The sequence below is a fragment of the Rufibacter latericius genome, from assembly GCF_003721515.1.
In the GTDB taxonomy this organism is placed as follows: domain Bacteria; phylum Bacteroidota; class Bacteroidia; order Cytophagales; family Hymenobacteraceae; genus Nibribacter; species Nibribacter latericius.
On record NZ_RJJD01000008.1, the window covers coordinates 503,666 to 525,088 of the forward strand.

A 21,423-nucleotide genomic window follows, 5' to 3' on the forward strand; every position below is an offset into this window, starting at 1 on the left:
GACCGCGGCTGCAGCCCTGAGGCTTGGTAAGAAGGAAATAGAAGGTAAAGGCTCATAGCTAATTGGAAAGGCCGTTTAGGTTGTCGGTGATAACACCAACAACGGCGGGCGGGGCGATTGTGACTGCAGCTCAGGAGTTAGTAGGTATGTAAATAGAAAGTAAAGACCCATAAAGTGGTTTTGAGGCTGTCGCCTAACCGAAGTTGCAAACTTCAGATCAAGGTAGGTCCAAGTCACAGACTTGAACCATGGTAAATATTAAACTAGGAGAAAAGAATCAGCAGAAGAAGTCATCCCCTACCTCCTTCAAAGGGGGAAGGAATGCGTTCAAAAAGAAGAGGTAAAATCTGATTCTAGCCTCTTTTCCAAAAAACAGCCTTAAAATAAACTACAACAACTTCTCCGCTACTTCCTTCCAGGTACTCACGCGCTCAAACTCATGAATGTTCACGTTGTGCGGCGAAGTAAACAGCAATTTCCGTTCACCGGAAAAAGTAACCAAATTCCTGGGCCGGTCGTCAATCATGATATCCGCTCCAATGATGCTTTTATCGCCGCAGAGCACGTAGTTGCGCCAGCTGATGAAGGGAAAATGGTCCTGTAGCCAATCAAACTTATCGATGAGCGAGTTCCGGAACTCCATACCCGCGCTCACAATGAAGACCTCGTATTTTTCGCACAAGGCTTTGATCACCTCCTGGCTGTCTGGGATCACGTTGAGGTCCCGGAAGAAGCCTTCGGCGTTAATGTACTCCCAGGTTTTGTGGGAATGCTCGGGCGGCACCACCTCGTGCACATCTTTCCCGTGCAGGGCCTCCAGCGTAAGTTCCAAGGCGCAGTCCTGGTTGTATAATCTGATGAATTTCTCAATGGGGTCGGCCATGACCTCGTCCATGTCAATGGCAATCTTTTTCTTTTGAATCTCCATAAGGGATTTTTGATGTAAACAGAAGTGAGTACTTTTATCGGGTATGGAGCGGATAGGTTTTCCCGATGGATCAAAATCAGGGTTTATCCCTCCAATTCCTAATTCCAGATTCCTAATTCTTAATTACTCCCCATGTCTGACCTGCGCGTATCCCTTCTTCAGTTAGATCTTGTCTGGCACGATGCCGCCGCCAACCGAGCCAGATTCCAGGAGAAAATCCGTCAATTACCCGAGACCGATCTGATCATCCTGCCCGAGATGTTCACCACTGGTTTCAGCATGGATGCCCCAGCGCTGGCCGAGGAAATGGACGGCGAGTCTGTGGCCTGGATGCGGCAGATGGCCCAGGAACGCAACGCGGTGGTAATGGGCAGCTTGATCATGCAGGAGAACGGCCACTACTACAACCGCGTGATCTGGATGCGCCCCGATGGTACTTACGCACACTATGACAAACGTCACCTTTTCCGGATGGCCGGTGAGTGCGAGGCCTACACGCCTGGCACGCAGAAACTGGTGGTGGAGCTGAACGGCTGGAAGATTTGCCCGCTCGTGTGCTATGACCTTCGGTTCCCGGTTTGGTCCCGCAACACGCCTATCTCCTACGATGTGCTCATCTACATCGCCAGTTGGCCCGATCGCCGGCGTCTGGCCTGGCAAACGCTTCTGAGAGCCCGCGCCATTGAGAACCTTGCCTACTGCATCGGCGTGAACCGCGTAGGCACCGATGCCAAAGGTCACGCCTACTCCGGCGACTCCGCGGCCTACAACCTGTTGGGCGAGGAACTGGTACACCATGAACACGAAGAAGCCGTATCCACCATCACCCTCTCCCGTGAGCACCTGGAAGAAACCCGCCGTAAACTGCCTTGGGACATTGACGCCGATGCGTTCACAATTGAGGTGTGAGTAAATTATTGAGAGAATGGGAGAATGCTCCCCATTTTGTCATCCTGAAAGGATCTTGTGGGCGAACTGCAAGGACATCACCTAAATGCTGTTCGGGATACCATCATCATCATGAATTCTGAGGCTCACGCCTCACTGATTTGCAAACTTCAGATCATAATAGGTCCAAGTCACAGACTTGAGCCTTGAAGAGAAAACCGCGAAGACGACAGAATCATCAAAGAAACAGGGAGCCGTTTTAAAGCTGATTTCTAGAAATCAGCTTTAAAACGGCTCCCTGTTTCTTTAGTGCCTCACCACCAATTTGTGCGTCACTACCCGGCCATCGGCAGCTTGGAGGCGCAGGAGGTAGAGGCCAGCGGGCAAGGCAGCGGTGGAGATTTCCTGCGGTTTGCCCGCCACCGTTTTTCCGCTCTTGATCAACGCGCCTGCTACGTTGTGTAATTGGTAAGTAGCGGTCTTTTCAGTGATAAGCTGTACCAGTTTATCGGCTGGATTTGGGAAAACCTTGCCAAAGGAGAGTTCCGCAACTGGGTTCTCTGTGCCTAGTGGCTCAGAGATAACTTTCACGAACCGAAGCCCACCTGTCAGGGTTCCAATCAAGATTTCGGGAAGGGAGTTTGCATCCAGATTGGCAATAGCCAGAGACATGCCTGATCCGAAGTTGGCTTCTCCGTATTGCTGGAAGTTGGGTTGCCAGAGCACGTTTTCCTCTACCGGGAAGGTGCCGGAAAGATGAGCCTGAAAGGCAGGGAATACGCGTAGTTTTCCGCTATCATCGGTAGCCAGTAAATCGGGTTGGCTGTCTTGGTTTACATCGGCTATGGTGACTTGTAGTCTTCTACGCTCCACATCGGCAGCCAGGCCACCAAAGCTGTCTGAAACCAAAACCCAGGTGGGGCTGGTACTGGTGCCGGTGTTTCGGTAATAGGTGAGTCCGCCAGAGGAACGGCCAATGAGCACATCTAATTTCCCATCGGTGTCTACGTCATACAGGTAGGGAGTATCTCCCCTGAATAGCAAGATTCCTGGTATGGTCACGGCATTGGCTAAGACGAACTGCGGGGTTTGCCCTGCGGTTGCCTCGTTCAGGATGTACCTAAACTCCATGGTGTTGGTAGATTGCCGGTAAGCACTCCAGGCGAGGTCAATTTTTCCGTCGGCGTTGATGTCCAGAAGCTGGGGTTTCAGGGAAATGAGATTCAAAGCGGCAAAGCCCAGGTAATCGGAATCCACGGCCTCAAACAGAGCATCAGCCGCAGTGCCTTTGTTTTGGAACAAAGTCAGGGAAGCCGTATAACGGCCATTCTCCAAAACCGCGGTGTTACCGACTAATACATCTAAGGCTTCATTTCCGGTAAGATTCGCAATTGCAGGGGCGGCTCCTTCGCCTACCTCCAGCATCTGGTCTTGTAGGAAAGGGTGTTTTTGGCTGGGGAAGGCAGGCTTTGCAGCGGTACCGGTATTAGCGTACACCCACACTGAGTTTTTCAGGTTGACGTTCTGGTGCGAGTTAGAGGTCATATTGGGCGCTACCACCAGATCGGGCACGTTGTCAAAGGTAACGTCCAGGTAATAGGCCGCGGGGAAAACACTGAATTGCTGCCCGGTGATGTTGGGCGGAAGGTTGTACTGCGCACTGGTGATTTTGGGCTGGGCGTTGGTGCCGGTGTTGTATAAACTAACCAGATCTGGGCAATCATCGTGGCCCACAAGCAAATCCAGCACACCGTTGGCATCCAGATCCAGGGGCAACACGCTGGAACCGCCAATGTGGCTCGTAGACGGGCAGTTTTCATTAAACCGATAGTTGTTGCAGGTACCTACGCAGCGCGTCACCTGTCCCCAATAAGTGGAGGCACGGGTAAAAGTAAGCGTGTTGCAGACCAGGCCCTGCTCTACCCGCTCGTTCCGATAGTACTCCAAGGTGGTACCTCCAGACCATTCCCAAGTGAGAATATCCAAGTCGCCGTCGTTGTCCATGTCAACCAGGGCGGGCATGTCTTCTGAGCCTAACAGCAAATTGGCACCGGTATTGAAATAGATGGCCGGATGGGTGAGGTTGAACTGAAGGCCACCGCTGGCCGAGGAGGTGTTGGTGTAGACCGCCATTCCCAGGTTGGAAGCGGTGAACAGATCAGGAGCACCGTCGCAGTTGAAATCCCGAAGCAGCGCGAAGAACCGAAGATCCTTCGGGAAGGCGTTTTCATACTGCGGAGCGTGCTGGTACCCCCAGGTGCCATTGGTTTGAACGGCTAGAAAGGTGGTGACGCGCTGCGAGCTTCGGTCGAAGACAAACAAATCCTGCTGACCGTCCTGGTTCAGGTCGATGGCCGAGAACTGGGGACTGTTGAATCCGCCGGCCCAGGGCAGGCGCAAAGGCTGGCCCAGGGAGTTCTGCACAACAGGTCCGGAGACTTCCTGCATCCGGACGGGGTTCTGCGCCCCGACAGTTTGCGCGCCTCCTACCATCCAACTTAAGAAAAAGGCTAGTACCTTTAATGCTCTGTTCATTTATTCGTATCCTAGACGTAAAAACAACTCTTTTCTATGGCGGAGCTAGTGGAGCACCTGTATCAGAAATACCTGGAATGCCGGAAGGTAAGCACCGATTCCCGGGCAGAACAAGATAACACTCTTTTTTTTGCGTTGGATGGCCCCAATTTCAAAGGAAGCCAGTTTGCCCAAATGGCTCTGGAAAAAGGCGCCCGCTATGCCGTGGTGCAGGACCCTACCATCACCGGACCCAACATCATTCAGGTAGAAGACTCGCTCAAGGCGCTCCAGAGTTTGGCGTTGCACCACCGGCTGCAACTGAGTATTCCCTTCATCGGGATTACGGGCAGCAACGGTAAAACCACTACCAAAGAACTCATCAATGCGGTGCTCAGCCAGAAATTCAACGTGCTCTGCACCAAAGGAAACCTCAACAACCACATCGGCGTGCCGCTCACGTTGCTCAGCATTCAGCCCGAACACGAACTGGCCATCATTGAGATGGGCGCCAACCATCCCGGCGACATCGCCGAACTTTGTTCCTACGCTTTGCCTACCCATGGCCTCATCACCAACATCGGGAAAGCGCACTTAGAGGGTTTCGGGAGCCTGGAGGGCGTGGCCCGCACCAAGAGCGAACTGTACCTGCACCTGGACAAAGCCGAGGGCACCGTCTTCGTGAATACTTCTAACGAACACCTCATGCGCATGGTACGCAGAATCACGCGCAAAGTCACTTATTATCAACCACAAGACGATTATTCTGCTGAGCTTCTGCAAGCCGCCCCGCAGGTCATTTACCGCGCCGCCAACGGGGAGGAAGTGCACACGCATTTGATGGGTTCTTACAACTTTGAGAACATGATGGCGGCTGCCTGCATCGGACAGTTTTTCGGGGTGTCGCACGAGCAGATCAATGCCGCCATTGCCGGCTACGTGCCCACCAACAACCGCTCCCAGATTGTACAAAAAGACACCAACACCATTCTGCTGGATGCCTATAACGCCAACCCTAGTTCCATGGCCTTGTCGGTTTCCAACTTCGGGCAAATGGCCGGTGCACCCAAGGTGGTGATTTTGGGCGATATGCTGGAATTGGGCCAGGAAAGCGAACCGGAGCACCGCACTTTGGGCGAGCAATTGAGCCAACAGAACTTCGCGCAGGTGTTTCTCTGCGGAAAGGAAATGCGTTACGCCGCCGAGGTGAACCCCGATTTCCGCTACTTTGCCGAGAAAAGCGCCCTGGTGCAATGGCTCACCGATCATCCCGTTAGAAACAGCCATGTGCTCATCAAAGGCTCACGCGGCATCGGTCTGGAAACGGTAGTGGAATTGCTGTAAGCAGCTGCTTTTGGCTTGTTTTGCTGAAAACAGGCTTGAAACGAGACTTCCTTCAGAAACGAACGCCATTTACTAACCCAGAAAACAGAAAGGGAGACCATTTGCATGGGCTCCCTTTCTGTTTGTGCGCAAGGTCGCTTACTGTTTAATGACCTTGTTGTAGAAGATCTGGTCTTTGTCAATGAGGCGCATGAAGTAGGCGCCGTTGGCCAAGTTGCTCAGATCTAACTCGGTCTTGAACAGCCCGCCCTGCACTTTTACTTCCCTTTCCAGGATAGGCATGCCCAGGGCATTGTACAGAATGACGGTAATCTTCTGTGATCCTTTCTCTGACAGATACTCCACCTGCGCTTTGTCACGGGTTGGGTTCGGGTACAGCTTCACGTAAGTGTTGTTTAGGCCGTACGGCGAATCGGTGATGTCGTTCTTGGTGGTGGCACTGGCCACGGCACTGTACTCTGACTGCGCACTGTTTGCATTGATGGCTTTCACGCGGTAGTAGTAGGTGGTTTTGGAGGCCAGGCCATTGTCTGTGTGGGCAATGGTATTGGCCGGCAACGTGGCTACCACCGAGAAAGGTCCGTTGGCCGAGGCTGCCCGTTCTAAGATCACGCCGGTCTCTGAGAGCGTGTTATCCACCCATGTCAACGCGATCTGCGAGCCTGATTTCGCCACGGCTGCCAAGGTAGTGGGCGCCTGTATGACTGGGTTCACCGCAATCACTCTGGAGGCCGTAGCACCGCAATCTCCGTTCACCGTGTAAGTGATGGTGAAGGTACCGGTTCCCACCAACGCCGGATTGAAGGTTCCGTTCACTACGCCCATGCCGGTGTACGTTCCGCCCGCCGGTGATCCTCCAGTCAAGGCAAAGGGTGCCGCGCTTTCGGCAACCGGATTCAGAGAAGCCAAGGTCACCGCGGCCGCTGCTGTCACTGTCACTTTCTTCGTGACGCTGGTGGTACAGCCGTTCACTTGCACGGTGTAAGTGAGGGTGTGAGTGCCTACTCCCGCCGTGGCCGGGCTGAAGGTTCCGTTCGCTCCCACGCCGGTTCCGGTCCAAGTACCGCCTTCGGGGCTGAAGCCGCTCAGGGCAAACGAAGCCTGGTTTTGGCAGATGGTCTGGTCAGCCCCCGCATTCACCGGAGTGGTGATGCCTATGGTGAAGGCTTTGTCGCTCACGTCTTTTACGCTGGTGGTAGTGGCGTCTTCCACCTTGATCACGACGTTATCAGAGGCCGTCAGCGTGGCCGGAACCGTCCAATTGAGCGTACCGGTAGCCGTTTGGCCGGTGGCGATGCTCTGGAACGTTTGGCCCCCGTTGGCTGAGTAAAAGACATTCACGTTCTGCACGCCCTGGCTTCCCCAGGCAATTTTAACTGGGCTACCCGGGCAATACTGTTCTCCGCCGTTGGGCTGCAACACCGCTACTTTTTTGGTGTTATCGGTGCCTTTTACCAGCAGACAGGCTTCTCCGGTCAGCTTCATCGCCTCCAGGTTTCCTACATTGTCGCGCCCGATGGAGAAGAAGCAATAGATTCTGCCCGGCTCTCCCTTGAACGTGTAGGCTGCCCCCGGACTCACTTTAGATGCCAGCACCGTGAATGGTCCGCCATTTTCAGACACGAACAGGTCATATGACTGCACCCCGCTTCCCTTCGCCTCGTCCTGAATGGTGATAGCAACCGGCGTAGTCGCTTCAATCAAGGCTGGCAATGCATTCACTTTCGATTGTGGTGCTTTCGCATCCAGGATGTTTTGAGCCCGGTTTGTGATAATCGGGTCATTTGTATCGAAAACGATAGAACCTCTGGCGTGGATGGTGTCACCGGTGACGGCCGTGTTCTTCGCCAGCACGGTATAAGTTACGTAGCCTTCGCCGGCGCCGCTGCTGTTGTTTTTAGGCAGGAAACCTTTCAATGGATCGGCGGGGGGTAAGCCCGTGGCCGGGTCAATGGTCTGCAATACCCAGAAGGCCTCGTTCTCTACCACATCTACCCCAGCCAGTACTTCCACGTTGTAGCCTACCGTATCAGCTAACTGTAAGGTTGTCTGGTAACTGGCCATATCGGCTGGAACGTTGAAGTTGAATGACCCGAATCCGAAGGACCCTAACCGGAAGCTCAGCGGATCCAACTCTTTGTCCAGCGGAACGGTCACCCGTACCCGCTGCGCCGGGGCCGAGGCTCTGGTAGAGTCATTTTCATACGTCACCTTGTAGCCCATCGGCACGGTGGAGGCCACCATACGGTTCGGTCCGAAGCCTACTGGCCCGATGATCTCGTTCGGGTCACAAGACGCCACGATATCGGTACAGAAGTACTTGCCGGCACAGGTTGCCAGGTTGATCGCCAACTCAATGGCCGAGGTGGAGTTCACGCAGCTAATCAGGTCAATAATAAACTGCACTTTCTCTTTTTGCACCGGATCGGTGATGTTACAGCTATAGATAGCCAACCCGAATTTGCCCGCATTGAAGACCGCACTAGTCACGGCCAGCGGTGTTGGGCCCCCTTTCACGATGCCAATGGCGGCATTCACCCCGTCTCCTACCAACCCGATTGCGGCACTGGCATAGCAGTCTGAAGTAGCGGTAGACACAGAACCGATCACCGCCGAATACGGATCACTGGCCCCGGTGCGTACTTTGGTCATTTGGTTCAGGAAGTCCAAGCCTTTTTTACAGTCATCGGCGGAGAACAAGGTCTCATCACACTTCTTAGGGTCAGTAGGCGGTTCATTCTCGTCAGGAGTCTGGGGCTGTTGGGGCCAATCAGGAATATAAGATTTGCTGAACCGGTAAGAACCCGGACCCTTCGGTCTGCTGGTAGGCCTTTTGTGCGGAGGCGTTCCTGGAGGGGTGCCTGGAGGGGGACCAGGCTGCTCAGGACCTACCGGCCCAGTAGGACCCGTTGGCCCTTCCGGGCCGGGACCTTGCGGACCCGGTCCGCCTTCGCCGCCTTCACCACCAGAGCCGCCACCCGGTCCACCCGGGCCTCCGGGACCGCCTGGCCCACCCGGACCAGTTGGGCCTGCCGGGCCACCTTTTCCGCCTGCACCGCCGGCGCCACCGCCAGGCCCACCGGCCCCGCCAGGTCCGCCATGACCCGGGCTGATGGTACCCGTGCCCGCTCCGCCTTGTCCGCCGGGGCTTCCGGGCTCCCCGTATCCGCCGGGTGCGCCAGGTACACCTTGCTCGCCTGGTTTAGGCACATATGCGGTAAAACACAGGTAAAGCGTATTGCCGGTTACTTTCAAAGAGAATTTGCCTTTGTAGGTATAGTTGTGCGCCACGAAACGCGATGTATCAATAGCAAACTTGTTTTCCGCAAATCCGGTGATGCCGCCTTCGGCCACCGCAATAGGCCAGCATTTGTCCACGGCTGGGTGCCAACCCGCCAGATAGCTTGGGTAATTGTCATAGTCCAGAGAAGAAACCCTGATCACGAACGGGTTCTGCGGCGTAGCGGTAATGTTTAAACGGCCCGTGATTTTCACCAAATCCCAGCCTGGGTCAGCTCCCGCATTTCCGTTGTACTTGTTTATTTCCCACAGATAATCCTGCCCCGGGGCGAACGTAGCCGTAGGCACCAGCACTGAGCCTGGGCTAGCTCCCGGATCATAGTCAAACGCGATGATTTCTGGGTTCTGGTCTTCTGATTGCGGCTGCTGCGGATTAGTTGGGATTTCGCCGCAGGCAGGGCACGTAAAATCAAGGCCTGTGGTGTCAGCGGTGGTCAGTAAGCCGTTGGTGAACAAAGGGGCCATGGCTGCCTCGGCGTACTTCCGCTGGTTTCCGGCCAAAGAGACCAATCCGTCTACCTGATCGGCTTTCATCAACTGCGGGTTGACTAGGATAGCGCGTCTGGTGATCTCAATCTGCTGCACCAGGTTTTCCATGAAGTAGTCCTGCGGATAGGCCAGCAACTTCACGGTCATCGGAAAGCGGTTCAGTTTGAAATCTTTCAGCCCCACGTTGATGGCGATGGTCATCTGCTCACCGGGCGCCACATTGCGCTTGATAAACGGAATCTCTTTAGCTCCGCCCACCACCGTGTAGTCGGTGTTAGGTACACCCGGTGCAATTGGCCAGTCTGAACCAGTCAGGAAATGACCTTCTACTTTCTCCACAGTTACCTCGGCATCGCCCAGCACCGTGAAATTTCCGTGCAGCACCGGGATGTCCACGTTAGAGGTATTCCGGAACGAGAAGGTATACAACCCGCCTTTGCCCCGGCGTAGCACGTTAGGAGCTTGCGGGATGTAGTCTACGGCGTATTTACTGGCCGCTTCCACGGTTACTCCTTTTGCCAAAACCTGTTGCTGGTTGTTGGGGTTGGTAGCCACTACATCGTAAATACCTTTGGACGTGTTGGCCATATTCCAGCGCAAGTGCAGTTCCATGCTGTTCACCATTTTTACTACCTGGGCCGTTGCCGCGGTATTCCCGGTGCTTCCTTTTAGGATAACTGTGATTCCCGGCCGGAATCCGGCACCTAGCAGCGTACCGCTGACTACTCCTTGGCCCATGCGGTTAGGCGTGATGCTCATGATGGAGAAGGGCAGTGCTTTTGCCAATAAGGTCACGTTCTGCGTTCCCCCGAAGCCCGAAGTCGCTTTTACCAGCACATAATAGTTTCCGGCCTTGGTCTGGGGGATGAGTACCTTTTGGTTCGGTCGGTTGATGTCGGTGTACTTGTAATCAAAGTTTGCGGCCGTTGGAATGCGGTTGTACGCCACGTAAACTTCATTAAGCCCGTAGGTCTGGTCACTGTTCAGGGTCACCAATAAATCCTGATCGGCGGTGACGGCCACCTGGTAGAACAACTGGTTATTGGGTTTGAGAGCAGCAAGCTCAGGGGTATTCAGGAAGAGCGACTTGATCTTCACATTCACCGGGGCATCCCCTACCTTTTGGTTGTTGTTCAGGTTGTTTTCATGCACCGCGTTGTTGGGGTTGGTGAGCAGAATTCCCTGGTAATTGGCCGGCGTCATGCCGGGTACCGGAGCCATCAACGTTCCGGAGACGGTCTGCCCCGGTTCCAGGCTGATGCGGGTTTCATTGTAATTGAGCAGCAGATCTGTGGCCGCGTTCAAGGTAGCATCCGTGGAGAGGAAGGCGCTGTTACGCAGGTTGCCCACCGCAGCTACCGTGCCGGCGTTTTTCACCGTGTAGGCCGTCTGCAGGTTCTCCCCCAGGTACACGCTTGGGGTTAGGTTCACTTTCTCCACAATCAGATCGGCCGGCGGGGCGGCGGTGACTTTCAATGAAGCGGCCACTGACAGGTTATTGTCTTCTTTGTCGTGCTCAAACACCATGTCCTGGTTGTCTGTGCGCACAAAGAGATAGTAGTCGCCGTTCAGGTAGGTGGGCAGATGCACTTCCACACTATCGGTGTAACTGGCGCCCTTGGCCAGGGTTACATCCCGCATCTTGCTGCCCAGGCTCTGGCTGGTGGAGGCAGAAGCCAAGGCCGGATCTAACCCTAACCAGATGGCATCGTGCCAGTAGGCTCGGTCTGGTATTTTGCTGGTAGCTGTTCCTTGCCCCTGGTTGGTCACGGTGAATTTCACCTTCAGGTATTGCCCGGCATATGCCTCTGCGGGAGCTTCAATCTTAGACACCACCAGGTCTGACGCCGGCGTAGCCGACAAGGTGATCTCGTTCACCCGCAGGTTGTTTTTGCGGTTCACCTCGTTGACAATCAGTTTGTCGGGGTCGGTGAGGAGGATCAAGTAATAGGTACCGGAAAGCCCGCGGGGAATCTCCGCGTTGAAGGTGGCATCATAAGAAACCGTGGGCAATAATCCGCCGTTTCTGAAAAACTTAGAGAAAAGTACCTTATCGCCCGCATCCAGTTCACGGTCTTTGGAAAGGTAGACCGCGTCTGACCAGGTAGAAACCACCGGACTGCCGTTGCCTTCATTGTGCACCCTCCACTCCAGTTTTATGGAGGTACCGGCCTGCGCTAGCTGAGGAGAAGTGAAAGAAGTGGGCTCTAAATCTGGTTCCAGAGGAGCCAACTTGATGGCCACCTTCGTCCCGAATCCTTTGAGGTTGTTGGTCTCGTTATTTTCAAAAATACGGTTGCGGGAATCGGTCTGCACAAAGAAGTAGGCATCTCCCACCAAGTTGGGCGCACGCAATGTTAACTCCCTGGTCTGGGTTTGAGAAGGCTCTGGCTGTCCGGAGAACCGCTGGATTCCTATCTCCCTTGTTGGATCCCAGGTGGCGGTGGTAGAATAATACACCTCGTCATGGTACTCAGCCCCCGGTTTTCCGGTGCCGTTGTTTTTGACCTGGTATTTGATTTTGAACTCTCTTCCGGCAAACACCTCAGTGGGCATCTCCACGTTCAGCACCTCCAACTCAGGATAGCTACCGGCAGTGATGTTAAAAGAATTGGTGCTGCGTTTTAGGTTATCATTCGTGAAAGTGTGCTCAAAAACCTTGTCATCTTCATCGGTCACCAAGTAGGCATAGTAACTGCCGGCAATGCCTTCGGGTATCCGGATGCTCTTGGTCTCGGTGTAGGTGCCTTTTGCTCCCACAAAGCCGGGTTCTACGTTCTGGTAGAATTTGCCCAGGCTGATGCTGGTTTCTTTGTTGAAGGTGGCTTCCTTGGAGAGGTACAGATGGTCGTGCCATACGTTTTCGGTGGCCCGCGGCGCGGAAGCCCCAATGTTTTTTACGGTCCAGGAGAAAGAAGCTTCGGTTCCCGACTTAGCAGTGCCAGGTACGGTTATGGAATTCACCTCCAGGTTAGGCGGAGGGGTCAGTTTGATGGTGATCTCCCCGCTGGCTTTGATGTTGTTGCTGAGACGCGAGCCTTCGTCAACGCCCTCTTTATCTGCGACTACCACAAAGACATAGAATTTCCCCACTTTGTTGATGGGCAAGGTAACCGGTGTCACCATGTTATAGGTTTCTTTTACCGGTAATGGAATGCCCGTAAAGTTGCCGCAAACATCTTTTTGGGTGGTGCTTTTCAGGCTTACGAAGGAAGCGCCCAGGTACACATCGGTGTCAGGGTTGAACTGGTTATCAGAAGACAGATAGATGCCGTCCATCCAGTAATGGTCATAACAGCTGGCTGCTGCTCCTGGTCTGGCACCGCGACCGCCCAGCACTACCTGGGTTTGGGGCATTGTACCGCTGGCGTAGGTTTTCTTACCCAAAGCACTAGCTTGGCCGTCATTCAGCACAGAATACGTCACGTTAATGGTGCTGCCGTTAAACACATCGGTTGGGGTGCCTACTGACAGGAGCTTGAGGTCAGCGGTTGGGCCGGCCTGGATGTTGAGCAGTTGGTACACGAAGTTGTTCTGTTCGTTGCCTTCGTGCAGATTCTCCTTTCCGGTCAGCCTTCCTTGGGAGCATTTGTCACCGTCCAGGGTTCCGGCGCAGTTGGCGTGTTCATTGTCGGTGATCACGAACAGGTAGTAGGTGCCCGGAGTGGAAGGCAGTGTTACCTCCTGCTCTTGTTTGTAGGACTGGTTTGGTTGCAGATACGTCACCTGCGGGAAAGAGCCCAGCAGCTGGTCTTCGTCGCGGCGCAGGTCAAGGTCTCTGGACAAGTACACCCGATCTACCCATTGGGTGTTGCCCGTACCGGTTTTCCCGGTGTTTTTCACTTCCCAGGTGATCGGGATGGTGGTGCCGCTGGTGGCAGTAGCCTGGATAGATTTGCTGATGATGGTGAGGTCTGGCAACGGATAGGTACGGAACGTCTGTACCGGCCCATCTGTCTGGCGGCAATTGTTCTTGGCCACTACCTGCCACTTGTACCCCGCATCAGAAACCAGATCGCCCCGCAAGGTGTACGCCGGCCCTTCAATGTTGGAGGCCGTGGGCAACTGCGGACGGGCCGCCGCCGATTCGGGCCAGACATATAAGTCATACGAGGTGGCGTTTTCAGCCCCATTCCAGGAAAAGGTGGTGGAAGTAAGCACATTTTGGGCTCCGTTGGCGGGTTTCATGTTACTCACCACCGCCGGATTCACCGGATTGCCTACTACCACGGTCAAGGTCTGAGAAGGTCCCGCAGCTCCGCAGGCTGAAACGGGAGTCACCGTAATGGTATGGGTACCCAGCGTGGTCCAGTTCACCGTCAGTTCAATGCCTGTATCGGTTTTGGTACCACCTCCGGAAATCTGCCAGGTATGCGAAGCGGCATTGGAGTTCTTCACCTGATACTTCCAGGTACCAGGGCATACACTGGTGAGCCCAGTGATCGCCCCAGGTTGAGGCGGAGGCAAACAGGATGCTTTGAACGTCTGCACCGGGCCATCTTTCACATTGCAGGAGTTCTTGGAAACCACCTGCCATTTGTACTCTACTCCCAGTTGCAGTCCGCTGGTTACCCGATGCGTCAAGGTAGTCAGGTTATCTTCAAAAGGCATGGAAGGCCGGGAAGAACCATCGTTTGGCCAGATGTAAAGATCATAAGCGGTGGCATGCTGGGCCGCACTCCAGCTCAAATCCAAAGGAATCAGGGCGTTGAGGGTGCCATTGTCTGGCTTCATGTTGCTCACCATCCCCGGCGTAGACATGTTCTGCACGGTTACCTGCAACGTCCGGGCTGGACCGGCTAATCCACAGCCCACTTTAGGTGTGACCGTTAAGGTGTGTGTACCGGCTTTGATCCAGGTCACCTGCACCGAATTGCCACTTCCTGAAATGATACCCGCCTCTGCCGAAGCCGCCCAGGTATAGTTCACGCCGTTCACCCCGTTAACCGAGTACTGCTGCTGTTCTAGACACACCGTGGTTTTACCGGCGATAATGCTGGGCTGCGCCGGGGTCACGCAATTGATGATGAACGTCTGCACCGGTCCATCGGTGGAATGGCAGGCGTTCTTAGCCACTACCTGCCACTTATAGGTGATGCCGTTGCTTAGACCACTGGTGAGCGTATGCGACAAGGTTGCCAGGTTTTCACCCGATGGAGAGAAAGGCCGGGAGGTTCCGTCACGCCAGACATACACATCATAGGAAGTGGCGTTGGCGGCCGCTGCCCAGGAAAGATTCAGCGGAAGCGAAAGATCTCCAATGCCGTTCGCGGGTTGCATGTTGCTTACCTGCCCCGGAGCCTGCATCTGAGTAACGGTGATCTGCACCGAGCGGGCCGGGCCGGTGGTACCGCAAGCCAGCGAAGGCGTCACCGTTAAGGTGTAGGTGCCAGGTGTGGCCCAGGTGATCATGGCCAGATTGCCCACCGGAGTCATGGTTCCACCACCCGACAAAGCCCAGGCATACGTCACCCCCGGTACCGAGGCCACCGAATAGAACTCCGCTTCTGTACTGATGCAGACCGTGGTTTTTCCGGTGATAGCTACTGGTTGTCCCGGCGTGGTACAACCCAACGCGAATGTTTGCTCCGCACTCTCTGTTGATTGGCATTCTGACCTGGCCACCACTTTCCATTTATAGGTTACCCCATTCACCAAGCCAGCGGTAACGGTGAAGGTGGTACTGGTGATGTCATCTTCCCAGGCGCGGGAAGGCGGCACCGGAGAGTTGGCTGCCCAGATGAATAGATCATACGAAGTAGCATTGGCCGAGGCTCCCCAGGAAAAGGTAAGCGGCAAAGACAGGCCTGCGGCATTCTGCGCAGGCACTAGATTGGTCACGGCACCCGGCTTGGGAGACGTCACCACGTCTACCTCAAAGGAAGTGGTTTTTCCGGCAGGCTCACAGTTGCTGGTAATTTTTACGGTGAGGGTATGTTTACCGGTGGAAGCCCAGTTCACGGAGACTTCTGACCCCACAGAAGAAACGATGGTGCCCCCTGCAGAAACAGACCACTGGTAGGTAGCACCCTCTACTTCATAGACAGAGTATTTGCGGGTACCCACGCAGTTGCTATTATCCTCTTCGTCCAGGAAATCTGGGACCACAATCTTGGCACAGAAACTTCTTTCCACTGAAGGCGCCGGTGCGTACACGCTGTTCCCGCTTTGCGAGGCGGTCACCGTTACCTTTCCAAAGCCATCTGTCCATAACACATTACCACTCAGAATTTGGGCCGGACCGGTCACGGTATAGGTAACCGGCAACCCTGAACTGGCCTTCGCATTAAGGGTTAAGGTTCCCTGGCCATCTCCGTCCCGGTCTTCTATGGGAGCGAATTCTATGGTTTGGGTTGTCTGCCCGGTGGAGAGTTTTGAATTTCCGGTGAGTTGCACGATGATGACCTTCTCCGAGCCAAAGCTGACATTTCCCTGGCTATAGCCTCCCTGGTTGGTGACCACCGGAATATCAGCACTGCTGGAAGAACCTACGGCCACCACGTTCCCATCGGCATCGGTAGCGACGCCGTTTAAATGTTCTTCCTCGGTGGAACCGTAATACGTAGCCCACTGCCGCGAACCGGAACTGTTAAATTTCAGCAGAAACCCGTCTGTGTAGTCCTCGGAGGAGCCTTGCAGTTTGTTGAGTCCGCCCGCTATGGTTTGGGTGGGCAAGCCGGTGCCTTCAGAAGACCCCACCACATAAATGTTGTTGTTTCGGTCTGCCACGATGCTATTGCCGTAGTCCTCCTGCGGACCGCCGTAGTAAGTAGCCCAGGTACGAGCGCCATTGTTAGTGAATTTTAGGATGAAGGCATCTTCTTCCCCGCCCGCCTGGCTTTGGTTGTAAGCTCCCGTTAAGGATTGAAGCGGGAAAGACATGCCCTGGGTGGTACCGGTCACCAACACGTTATTGGCCGCATCTACCGCAATACGTTTCCCGTAATCTTCCCCGGTGCCCCCGTAATAAGTGGCCCATTGGCGCACGCCGCCCCCTGAAAACTTAAGAATGAACGCGTCTGACTCCCCGGACGAGGCCACGCTGGGTTGGTTATAAGCCCCACCCAGGCTCTGTACTGGCATCCCGAAATCTGCTTCCCCCGTGATCCAGATACTGCCATTCTGATCCGTGGCCACCCCCATGGGGATTTCACGGTTCACGCCGCCGTAGTACGTGGCCCACTGGCGTACCCCATTTTGGTTAAATTTCAGAATAAAAGCATCATCAGCTCCCCCGCGCGTGGCTTGGTTAAAGCTGCCGGCGGCTACCTGTAACGGGAAATTAGTACTGCTGGTGCTCCCCACAACAATGATGTTCCCAGCGCCATCTATGGCTACATCCTTCCCGTCTTCGCTGGAACTTCCGCCGTAATAGGTGCTCCATAAGCGGGCTCCGTTGGCATTCAGTTTCAGGATAAACGCATCCTCAAATCCGCTCAAGGCCGCTTGCTCATATCCTCCGCCCGCCATTCTGGGCAGGTTGGTACTGGATGTGGAACCTGTCACCACTACGTTTCCGCTGGCATCTACGGCCAGGCCGTTTGACTCCTCATTGCTTCCGCCCCCAAAAAACGTAGCCCACTGCTGCACCCCATTTTTGTCAAACTTCACCACAAACGCATCATAGCTTCCGCCGTGCTGCGTCTGGTTATAGCCTCCGTTGGAAGTCTTGGTAGGGAAATCTTCGCTGTACGTGTTGCCAATGAAGTAGATGTTGCCAGAACCGTCAGTCGCCACATCTGTGGCTTGCTCAAACATGGATCCTCCGTAATAAGTAGCGAACGGATCGATGACCAGGTCTTTGACCGTATCATACGGTCCCACAGTAAACCCGAGGGTATTCTTGCCCTTGAGAGTAAAGGCTGAGGTTACCTTCGTCTCAGCGGAATTGACTTTTCCTTTTTCCTTCTGATAGGTGTACGGGGCTTCCTCCTGGATGCTCCCCAGCGGGTGCAGGATCTCCAACTGGCCTTTAGGGTCAATGTTGATGGAGGTAGCTCCCTCGTACTGCATCTGAATGTCAGAAGGGTTACCGCCGGGGTGCACCACAAAATCATATTTCACGCCTTCTGGGTTGGCGTGAAATATTAAGTCGATGTTAGGATACACCTCTTGGTACACCAGTTTCTGATAAGCCGGCACCCCCGTAATGCCTTTCGGACAATGCGGTAAATAGTAATTGTAGAATTCAGCTGCTTTTTGATCGCTCAAGATTTCAGGCTGGGGATTTCCATTGACCAACCGCATCGTTACCTGCTGCTCCTTCGCGGGCTCTGATATTGCCTTGTTGTCTTTACCGGTGGTTCCTTTCTGGTGGAAAGTATACACCACCTGGTTTGGGGTAAAGTAAAGGGTAGCGCCCGGTACCGATGCCGTGTATTCTACCTGCGGAACTGTTTTCCCTTTCTCAGATTGGACTTGCCCCTGGTTCCGGATGAAATGAACGGGTTTGGAAGGTTTGGACGAAGCAGCGTGCGCCTGTACTCCTGAAAACAGGATGTAAAGCACCGCGAGAATCAGATTGGTAGAGTAGTTTTTCATTGACAACGAATGACGGACGGATATGAAGGGAAAGGCAATTCGATTGAAATCTTGGTGAAGCGAGTTGATCCAAAAGGCACAAAAGTTCTGTACTTCCATAAAATGGAAGCCTGTAGGCAACTCACCGAAAAGAAAACTATTGTGGATTAAAAGAGATGTTGACTTAATCTTCTAGCCAGATAACATAGTCAAGGATTTTAGGAATAATTGGCCTCACTGGAATAAGTAGACAAGCCAAAACCTTCTTTCCCCCATAAGCAAAACCAAAAATTAGAATTATTTAATATAATTACCCTTTACAGGATTTACAGCATCGTTTGGGTTTTAAGCGCACCCTTAAAAGACGGCAATTGAAACAATGGAAGCATCAGTGTTTTAAAGCAGTTTTCAGGAAATAGGGCCAAAAACAGAAACCTCTTTGCTGGATGAAGGCTTTCCAAATGAAGGGATCACCTATCCTTCTGAAGCTTTATTTTAGCCTTACTTTATGGAAATCAGCCTTCAAACGGAATTTAAGGAAAAGGAAAAATAAGATCCTTCATATAGCCTTCCTTGAGCAGAAGGAAAACGAAAGCATATGAAGGTCAGTGTCAAAAGCGGAGCGGAAAGGCTGTTACTACCGTTAAAAAAATAGGTAAGGCATAACCTACCTTGAGCACTGAAAGGACCTATTTGCGGCCTACTTTCTGGAAAACAGGCCAGAAACGGATTAACAAAAAAGCCCCTACAGAACTGTAGAGGCTTTTCAGATATTTAAATGAGTAGTTAAAAAGGAGAGTCGAATCCCTCCAACATAGGCAAGATTTCATCTTTTTCAGACACCAATGGGTTCTCAATGCCCCAGTCTATTTTCAAAGCTGGATCATTCCAGAGTAAACCACCTTCAGACTCTTTGTTATAGTAATTGCTGCATTTGTATTGAAAGATGGTGCCTTCTTCCAGAGCCACAAACCCGTGCGCAAAACCGATGGGAATAAAAATACAGTTATGCTTATCAGCATCCAGCAAGCAGGTTACGTGCTGCCCATATGTAGGGGAATCCTTACGTATGTCCACGGCTACATCCAAGGCTTTTCCGGCTACTACGCTTACCAGTTTTGCCTGGGCAAAAGGCGGTTTTTGGAAATGCAGTCCCCTGAGGACTCCCTTTTTTGAGATGGATTTATTGTCCTGGACAAACGTCTCTACGATACCAGCATCAGCAAATAACCTAGTGCTGAAGGTTTCAAGGAAAGCACCTCGTTCATCAACAAACACTTTGGGTGTAATTTCAAGAACTCCTGCTAATTGGTAGTTTTTTATTTGCATACGTACTTAAGAGTAGATTTCTTAACTTGTAAATAAGGCTATTTATTAATGGTATTTACTTAGCAATCCATAATAAAATCTAGATCCAATATATAATTAATTTAGTATATAATTAATTTAGTTATGTACTATTTTCTTTCTTGCAACTTTGCCTGTTGCGCTTTCTATAGCCGCGAAATAGCGGTCAATCACGAATTTTTCATCAAATTTTTCTTCGGCCAGGCGGCGACTGTTTTGACCCATGGTCTGCAAGGCTTCTTCTGAAAGCAAATAGATTTGTTCCATCTTGGCGGCCAGGTTAACCCCATTGCGTACTTCGCAGAGGTAGCCATTGTAGCCGTCTACCACGGTTTCTTTGCAGCCCGGAACGTTGGTGGTGACAATGGGTTTGGCCATGGAAGCGGCTTCTAGCAGGGTGCGCGGGGTGCCTTCGCGGTAAGACGGCAAGACCACGCAGTCGGCGGCGTGCATCACGCTGGGAACGTCATCAGAAGTGCCTAGGTACTCCAGCCAGCCCTCTTTGTCCCACTGTTCTACCAGAACCCGTTTGATGCCGATGTTGCCTTCCTCGTCAATGCCGCCCAAGAGTTGGATGCGCAAATCAGGGTACTTGGCTTTCAGGATTTTGCTGGCTTCTACATACTCTACCAAGCCTTTTTCATACAGCGCCCGGGAAACCATCAGGAACACAAAGGGGGTTTGGCGCTTGAAAACCGGTGCGGGCACATAGCGTTTGGTGTTGATGCCGGAACCAGGAATGACTTCGGTAATTGACTTGCGCACCAGTTTTCGGTCTAGGAACAGGGCTTGGTCATCAGAGTTCTGGAAAAACACCTTGGCCGGAAACTGGAACGAGAAACGGTATAAGGCCATCGCGATCTTAGAAACCAGGTTCTGCACGATGAACACCGTTCCCAAACCAGACACATTGTTGACCGTTGGAATGCCAGCCAGTTTTGCGGCAATGGAGCCATAGATATTGGGCTTGATGGTGTACTGCAGAATTACATCAGGCTGTACGGCTTTGTAGGCCTTCAGGAATTTGCCCACCAGCAGCATGTCCTTGAGCGGGTTGGTGCCTTTGCTTTCCATGGGCAGGTGCACAAATTTGCAGCCCTCGGCGACCAGTTTGGCAGAATAGGCGTCCTCGGGGGCAATGGCCACTACTTCGTGCCCGGCAGCCAGCAAGGCTTTAACCAAGCTGAGGCGAAAATTGAAGATGTTCCAGGACTTGTTGATGACAATGGCAATACGCATGGGGTAGAATCAAGCAAAAGACAAAGATAGCAGCAGATTTGGCAGCAACCCGCTCCTACGTACAGAATCTGAAGGGGTTTATCGGTTTTCAGCCCCATTGTGTTTACTTTGCACCAAACCATTGACTGTTTTGCAGCTCTCAGATCCATGACCACCGCTTTTCTGCACATCCATGTTCTGGTTGTCGTTCTGTTCCTGATCTTGTTTCTAATTAAAGCTTTCCAGCTTTTCCTGAACAAGCACAACAGCCTGAACAGAACCCGCTCCTCCACCAAAATGCTGGACATAGTGCTGGGCTCGCTGATGCTGGTGTCGGGAGGATTTTTAGCCTTTAACTACAACGGCCCACTGCCTACCTGGCTCCTGGTGAAAGTGTTGCTGGTGTTGGGCGCCATTCCGCTTTCCATCGTGGGTATTAAGCGGCACAGTAAATTGTTGACCGCGGTGGGTGTGCTTATTTTCCTGTACGTATATGGGGTGGCCGAAACCAAAAGCCTGAAAATGCGTCCTGATAAAGGCGAAGCCGTAGCCGTTTCCCCTGCCGGAGAGGTGGGTACCGCCTCGCCTGATCCGGAGAAGGCCAGCCATCCTATCTTAGCGCAACTGGAAGGCACCCAACTGGAAAACACCAAGGCCATCTACACTGCTCTGTGCGCCAATTGCCACGGGGAAGACGGCCAGAAAGGAACCGGCGGCGCCGTGAACCTGCAGAAAAGTACCCTTGGCGTAGACGGCTGCCGGGAAGTGATTGCTAATGGTCGGGGACTGATGCCGGGTTTCGGCTCGCAGCTCTCTGAACAGGAGATAGAGGCACTGGCACTCTATTCCACCATGCTTAAAAAGTAAAGAACTAC

General features: G+C 53.1%; 8 protein-coding genes. 3 read left to right on the plus strand and 5 right to left on the minus strand.

Annotation, left to right across the window (positions count from 1 at the left end):
- Positions 1 to 388 precede the first annotated feature (388 nt).
- Positions 389 to 928: a 5' nucleotidase, NT5C type gene (locus EFB08_RS14090; protein WP_227006339.1), complete on the minus strand. Its 540-nt coding sequence runs from the start codon at positions 926 to 928 to the stop codon at positions 389 to 391.
- A 132-nt stretch (positions 929 to 1,060) separates the two neighbouring features.
- On the opposite strand from EFB08_RS14090, the gene EFB08_RS14095 reads away from it, so the two are divergent.
- Positions 1,061 to 1,837, plus strand: a complete 777-nt coding sequence (locus EFB08_RS14095) for an amidohydrolase (protein WP_123127587.1) — start codon at positions 1,061 to 1,063, stop codon at positions 1,835 to 1,837.
- Between the two features lie 285 nt (positions 1,838 to 2,122).
- Here the strand turns inward: EFB08_RS14095 and EFB08_RS14100 are convergent, their stop codons facing one another.
- Complete coding sequence (locus tag EFB08_RS14100; protein WP_123127588.1) at positions 2,123 to 4,351, minus strand: T9SS type A sorting domain-containing protein; 2,229 nt, start codon at positions 4,349 to 4,351, stop codon at positions 2,123 to 2,125.
- Positions 4,352 to 4,387: 36 nt separating this feature from the next.
- Here EFB08_RS14100 and EFB08_RS14105 point away from each other — a divergent pair, with 36 nt between their 5' ends.
- Positions 4,388 to 5,674 (plus strand): UDP-N-acetylmuramoyl-tripeptide--D-alanyl-D-alanine ligase, encoded by a 1,287-nt coding sequence (locus EFB08_RS14105; protein ID WP_123127589.1) that lies wholly within the window; start codon positions 4,388 to 4,390, stop codon positions 5,672 to 5,674.
- 138 nt (positions 5,675 to 5,812) lie between these two features.
- Here the strand turns inward: EFB08_RS14105 and EFB08_RS14110 are convergent, their stop codons facing one another.
- The 3 genes from EFB08_RS14110 to EFB08_RS14120 form a co-directional block, all read right to left on the minus strand.
- Entirely contained in the window at positions 5,813 to 18,004 is a 12,192-nt protein-coding gene (locus EFB08_RS14110; protein ID WP_165864905.1) for a DUF7948 domain-containing protein, read from the minus strand.
- A 765-nt stretch (positions 18,005 to 18,769) separates the two neighbouring features.
- Complete coding sequence (gene rfbC / locus EFB08_RS14115) at positions 18,770 to 19,312, minus strand: dTDP-4-dehydrorhamnose 3,5-epimerase (RefSeq protein WP_123127591.1); 543 nt, start codon at positions 19,310 to 19,312, stop codon at positions 18,770 to 18,772.
- 117 nt (positions 19,313 to 19,429) lie between these two features.
- Complete coding sequence (locus EFB08_RS14120; protein WP_123127592.1) at positions 19,430 to 20,569, minus strand: glycosyltransferase family 4 protein; 1,140 nt, start codon at positions 20,567 to 20,569, stop codon at positions 19,430 to 19,432.
- Positions 20,570 to 20,716: 147 nt separating this feature from the next.
- Between EFB08_RS14120 and EFB08_RS14125 the strand changes: the two genes are divergently transcribed.
- Complete coding sequence (locus EFB08_RS14125) at positions 20,717 to 21,415, plus strand: c-type cytochrome (RefSeq protein WP_123127593.1); 699 nt, start codon at positions 20,717 to 20,719, stop codon at positions 21,413 to 21,415.
- Positions 21,416 to 21,423 lie beyond the last annotated feature (8 nt).

Coding starts and splice junctions, on each gene's coding strand:
- EFB08_RS14090 (WP_227006339.1), bottom strand. CDS start 928: ATGGAGATTCAAAAGAAAAAGATTGCCATTGACATGGACGAGGTCATG.
- EFB08_RS14095 (WP_123127587.1), top strand. CDS start 1,061: ATGTCTGACCTGCGCGTATCCCTTCTTCAGTTAGATCTTGTCTGGCAC.
- EFB08_RS14100 (WP_123127588.1), bottom strand. CDS start 4,351: ATGAACAGAGCATTAAAGGTACTAGCCTTTTTCTTAAGTTGGATGGTA.
- EFB08_RS14105 (WP_123127589.1), top strand. CDS start 4,388: ATGGCGGAGCTAGTGGAGCACCTGTATCAGAAATACCTGGAATGCCGG.
- EFB08_RS14110 (WP_165864905.1), bottom strand. CDS start 18,004: ATGAAAAACTACTCTACCAATCTGATTCTCGCGGTGCTTTACATCCTG.
- rfbC (WP_123127591.1), bottom strand. CDS start 19,312: ATGCAAATAAAAAACTACCAATTAGCAGGAGTTCTTGAAATTACACCC.
- EFB08_RS14120 (WP_123127592.1), bottom strand. CDS start 20,569: ATGCGTATTGCCATTGTCATCAACAAGTCCTGGAACATCTTCAATTTT.
- EFB08_RS14125 (WP_123127593.1), top strand. CDS start 20,717: ATGACCACCGCTTTTCTGCACATCCATGTTCTGGTTGTCGTTCTGTTC.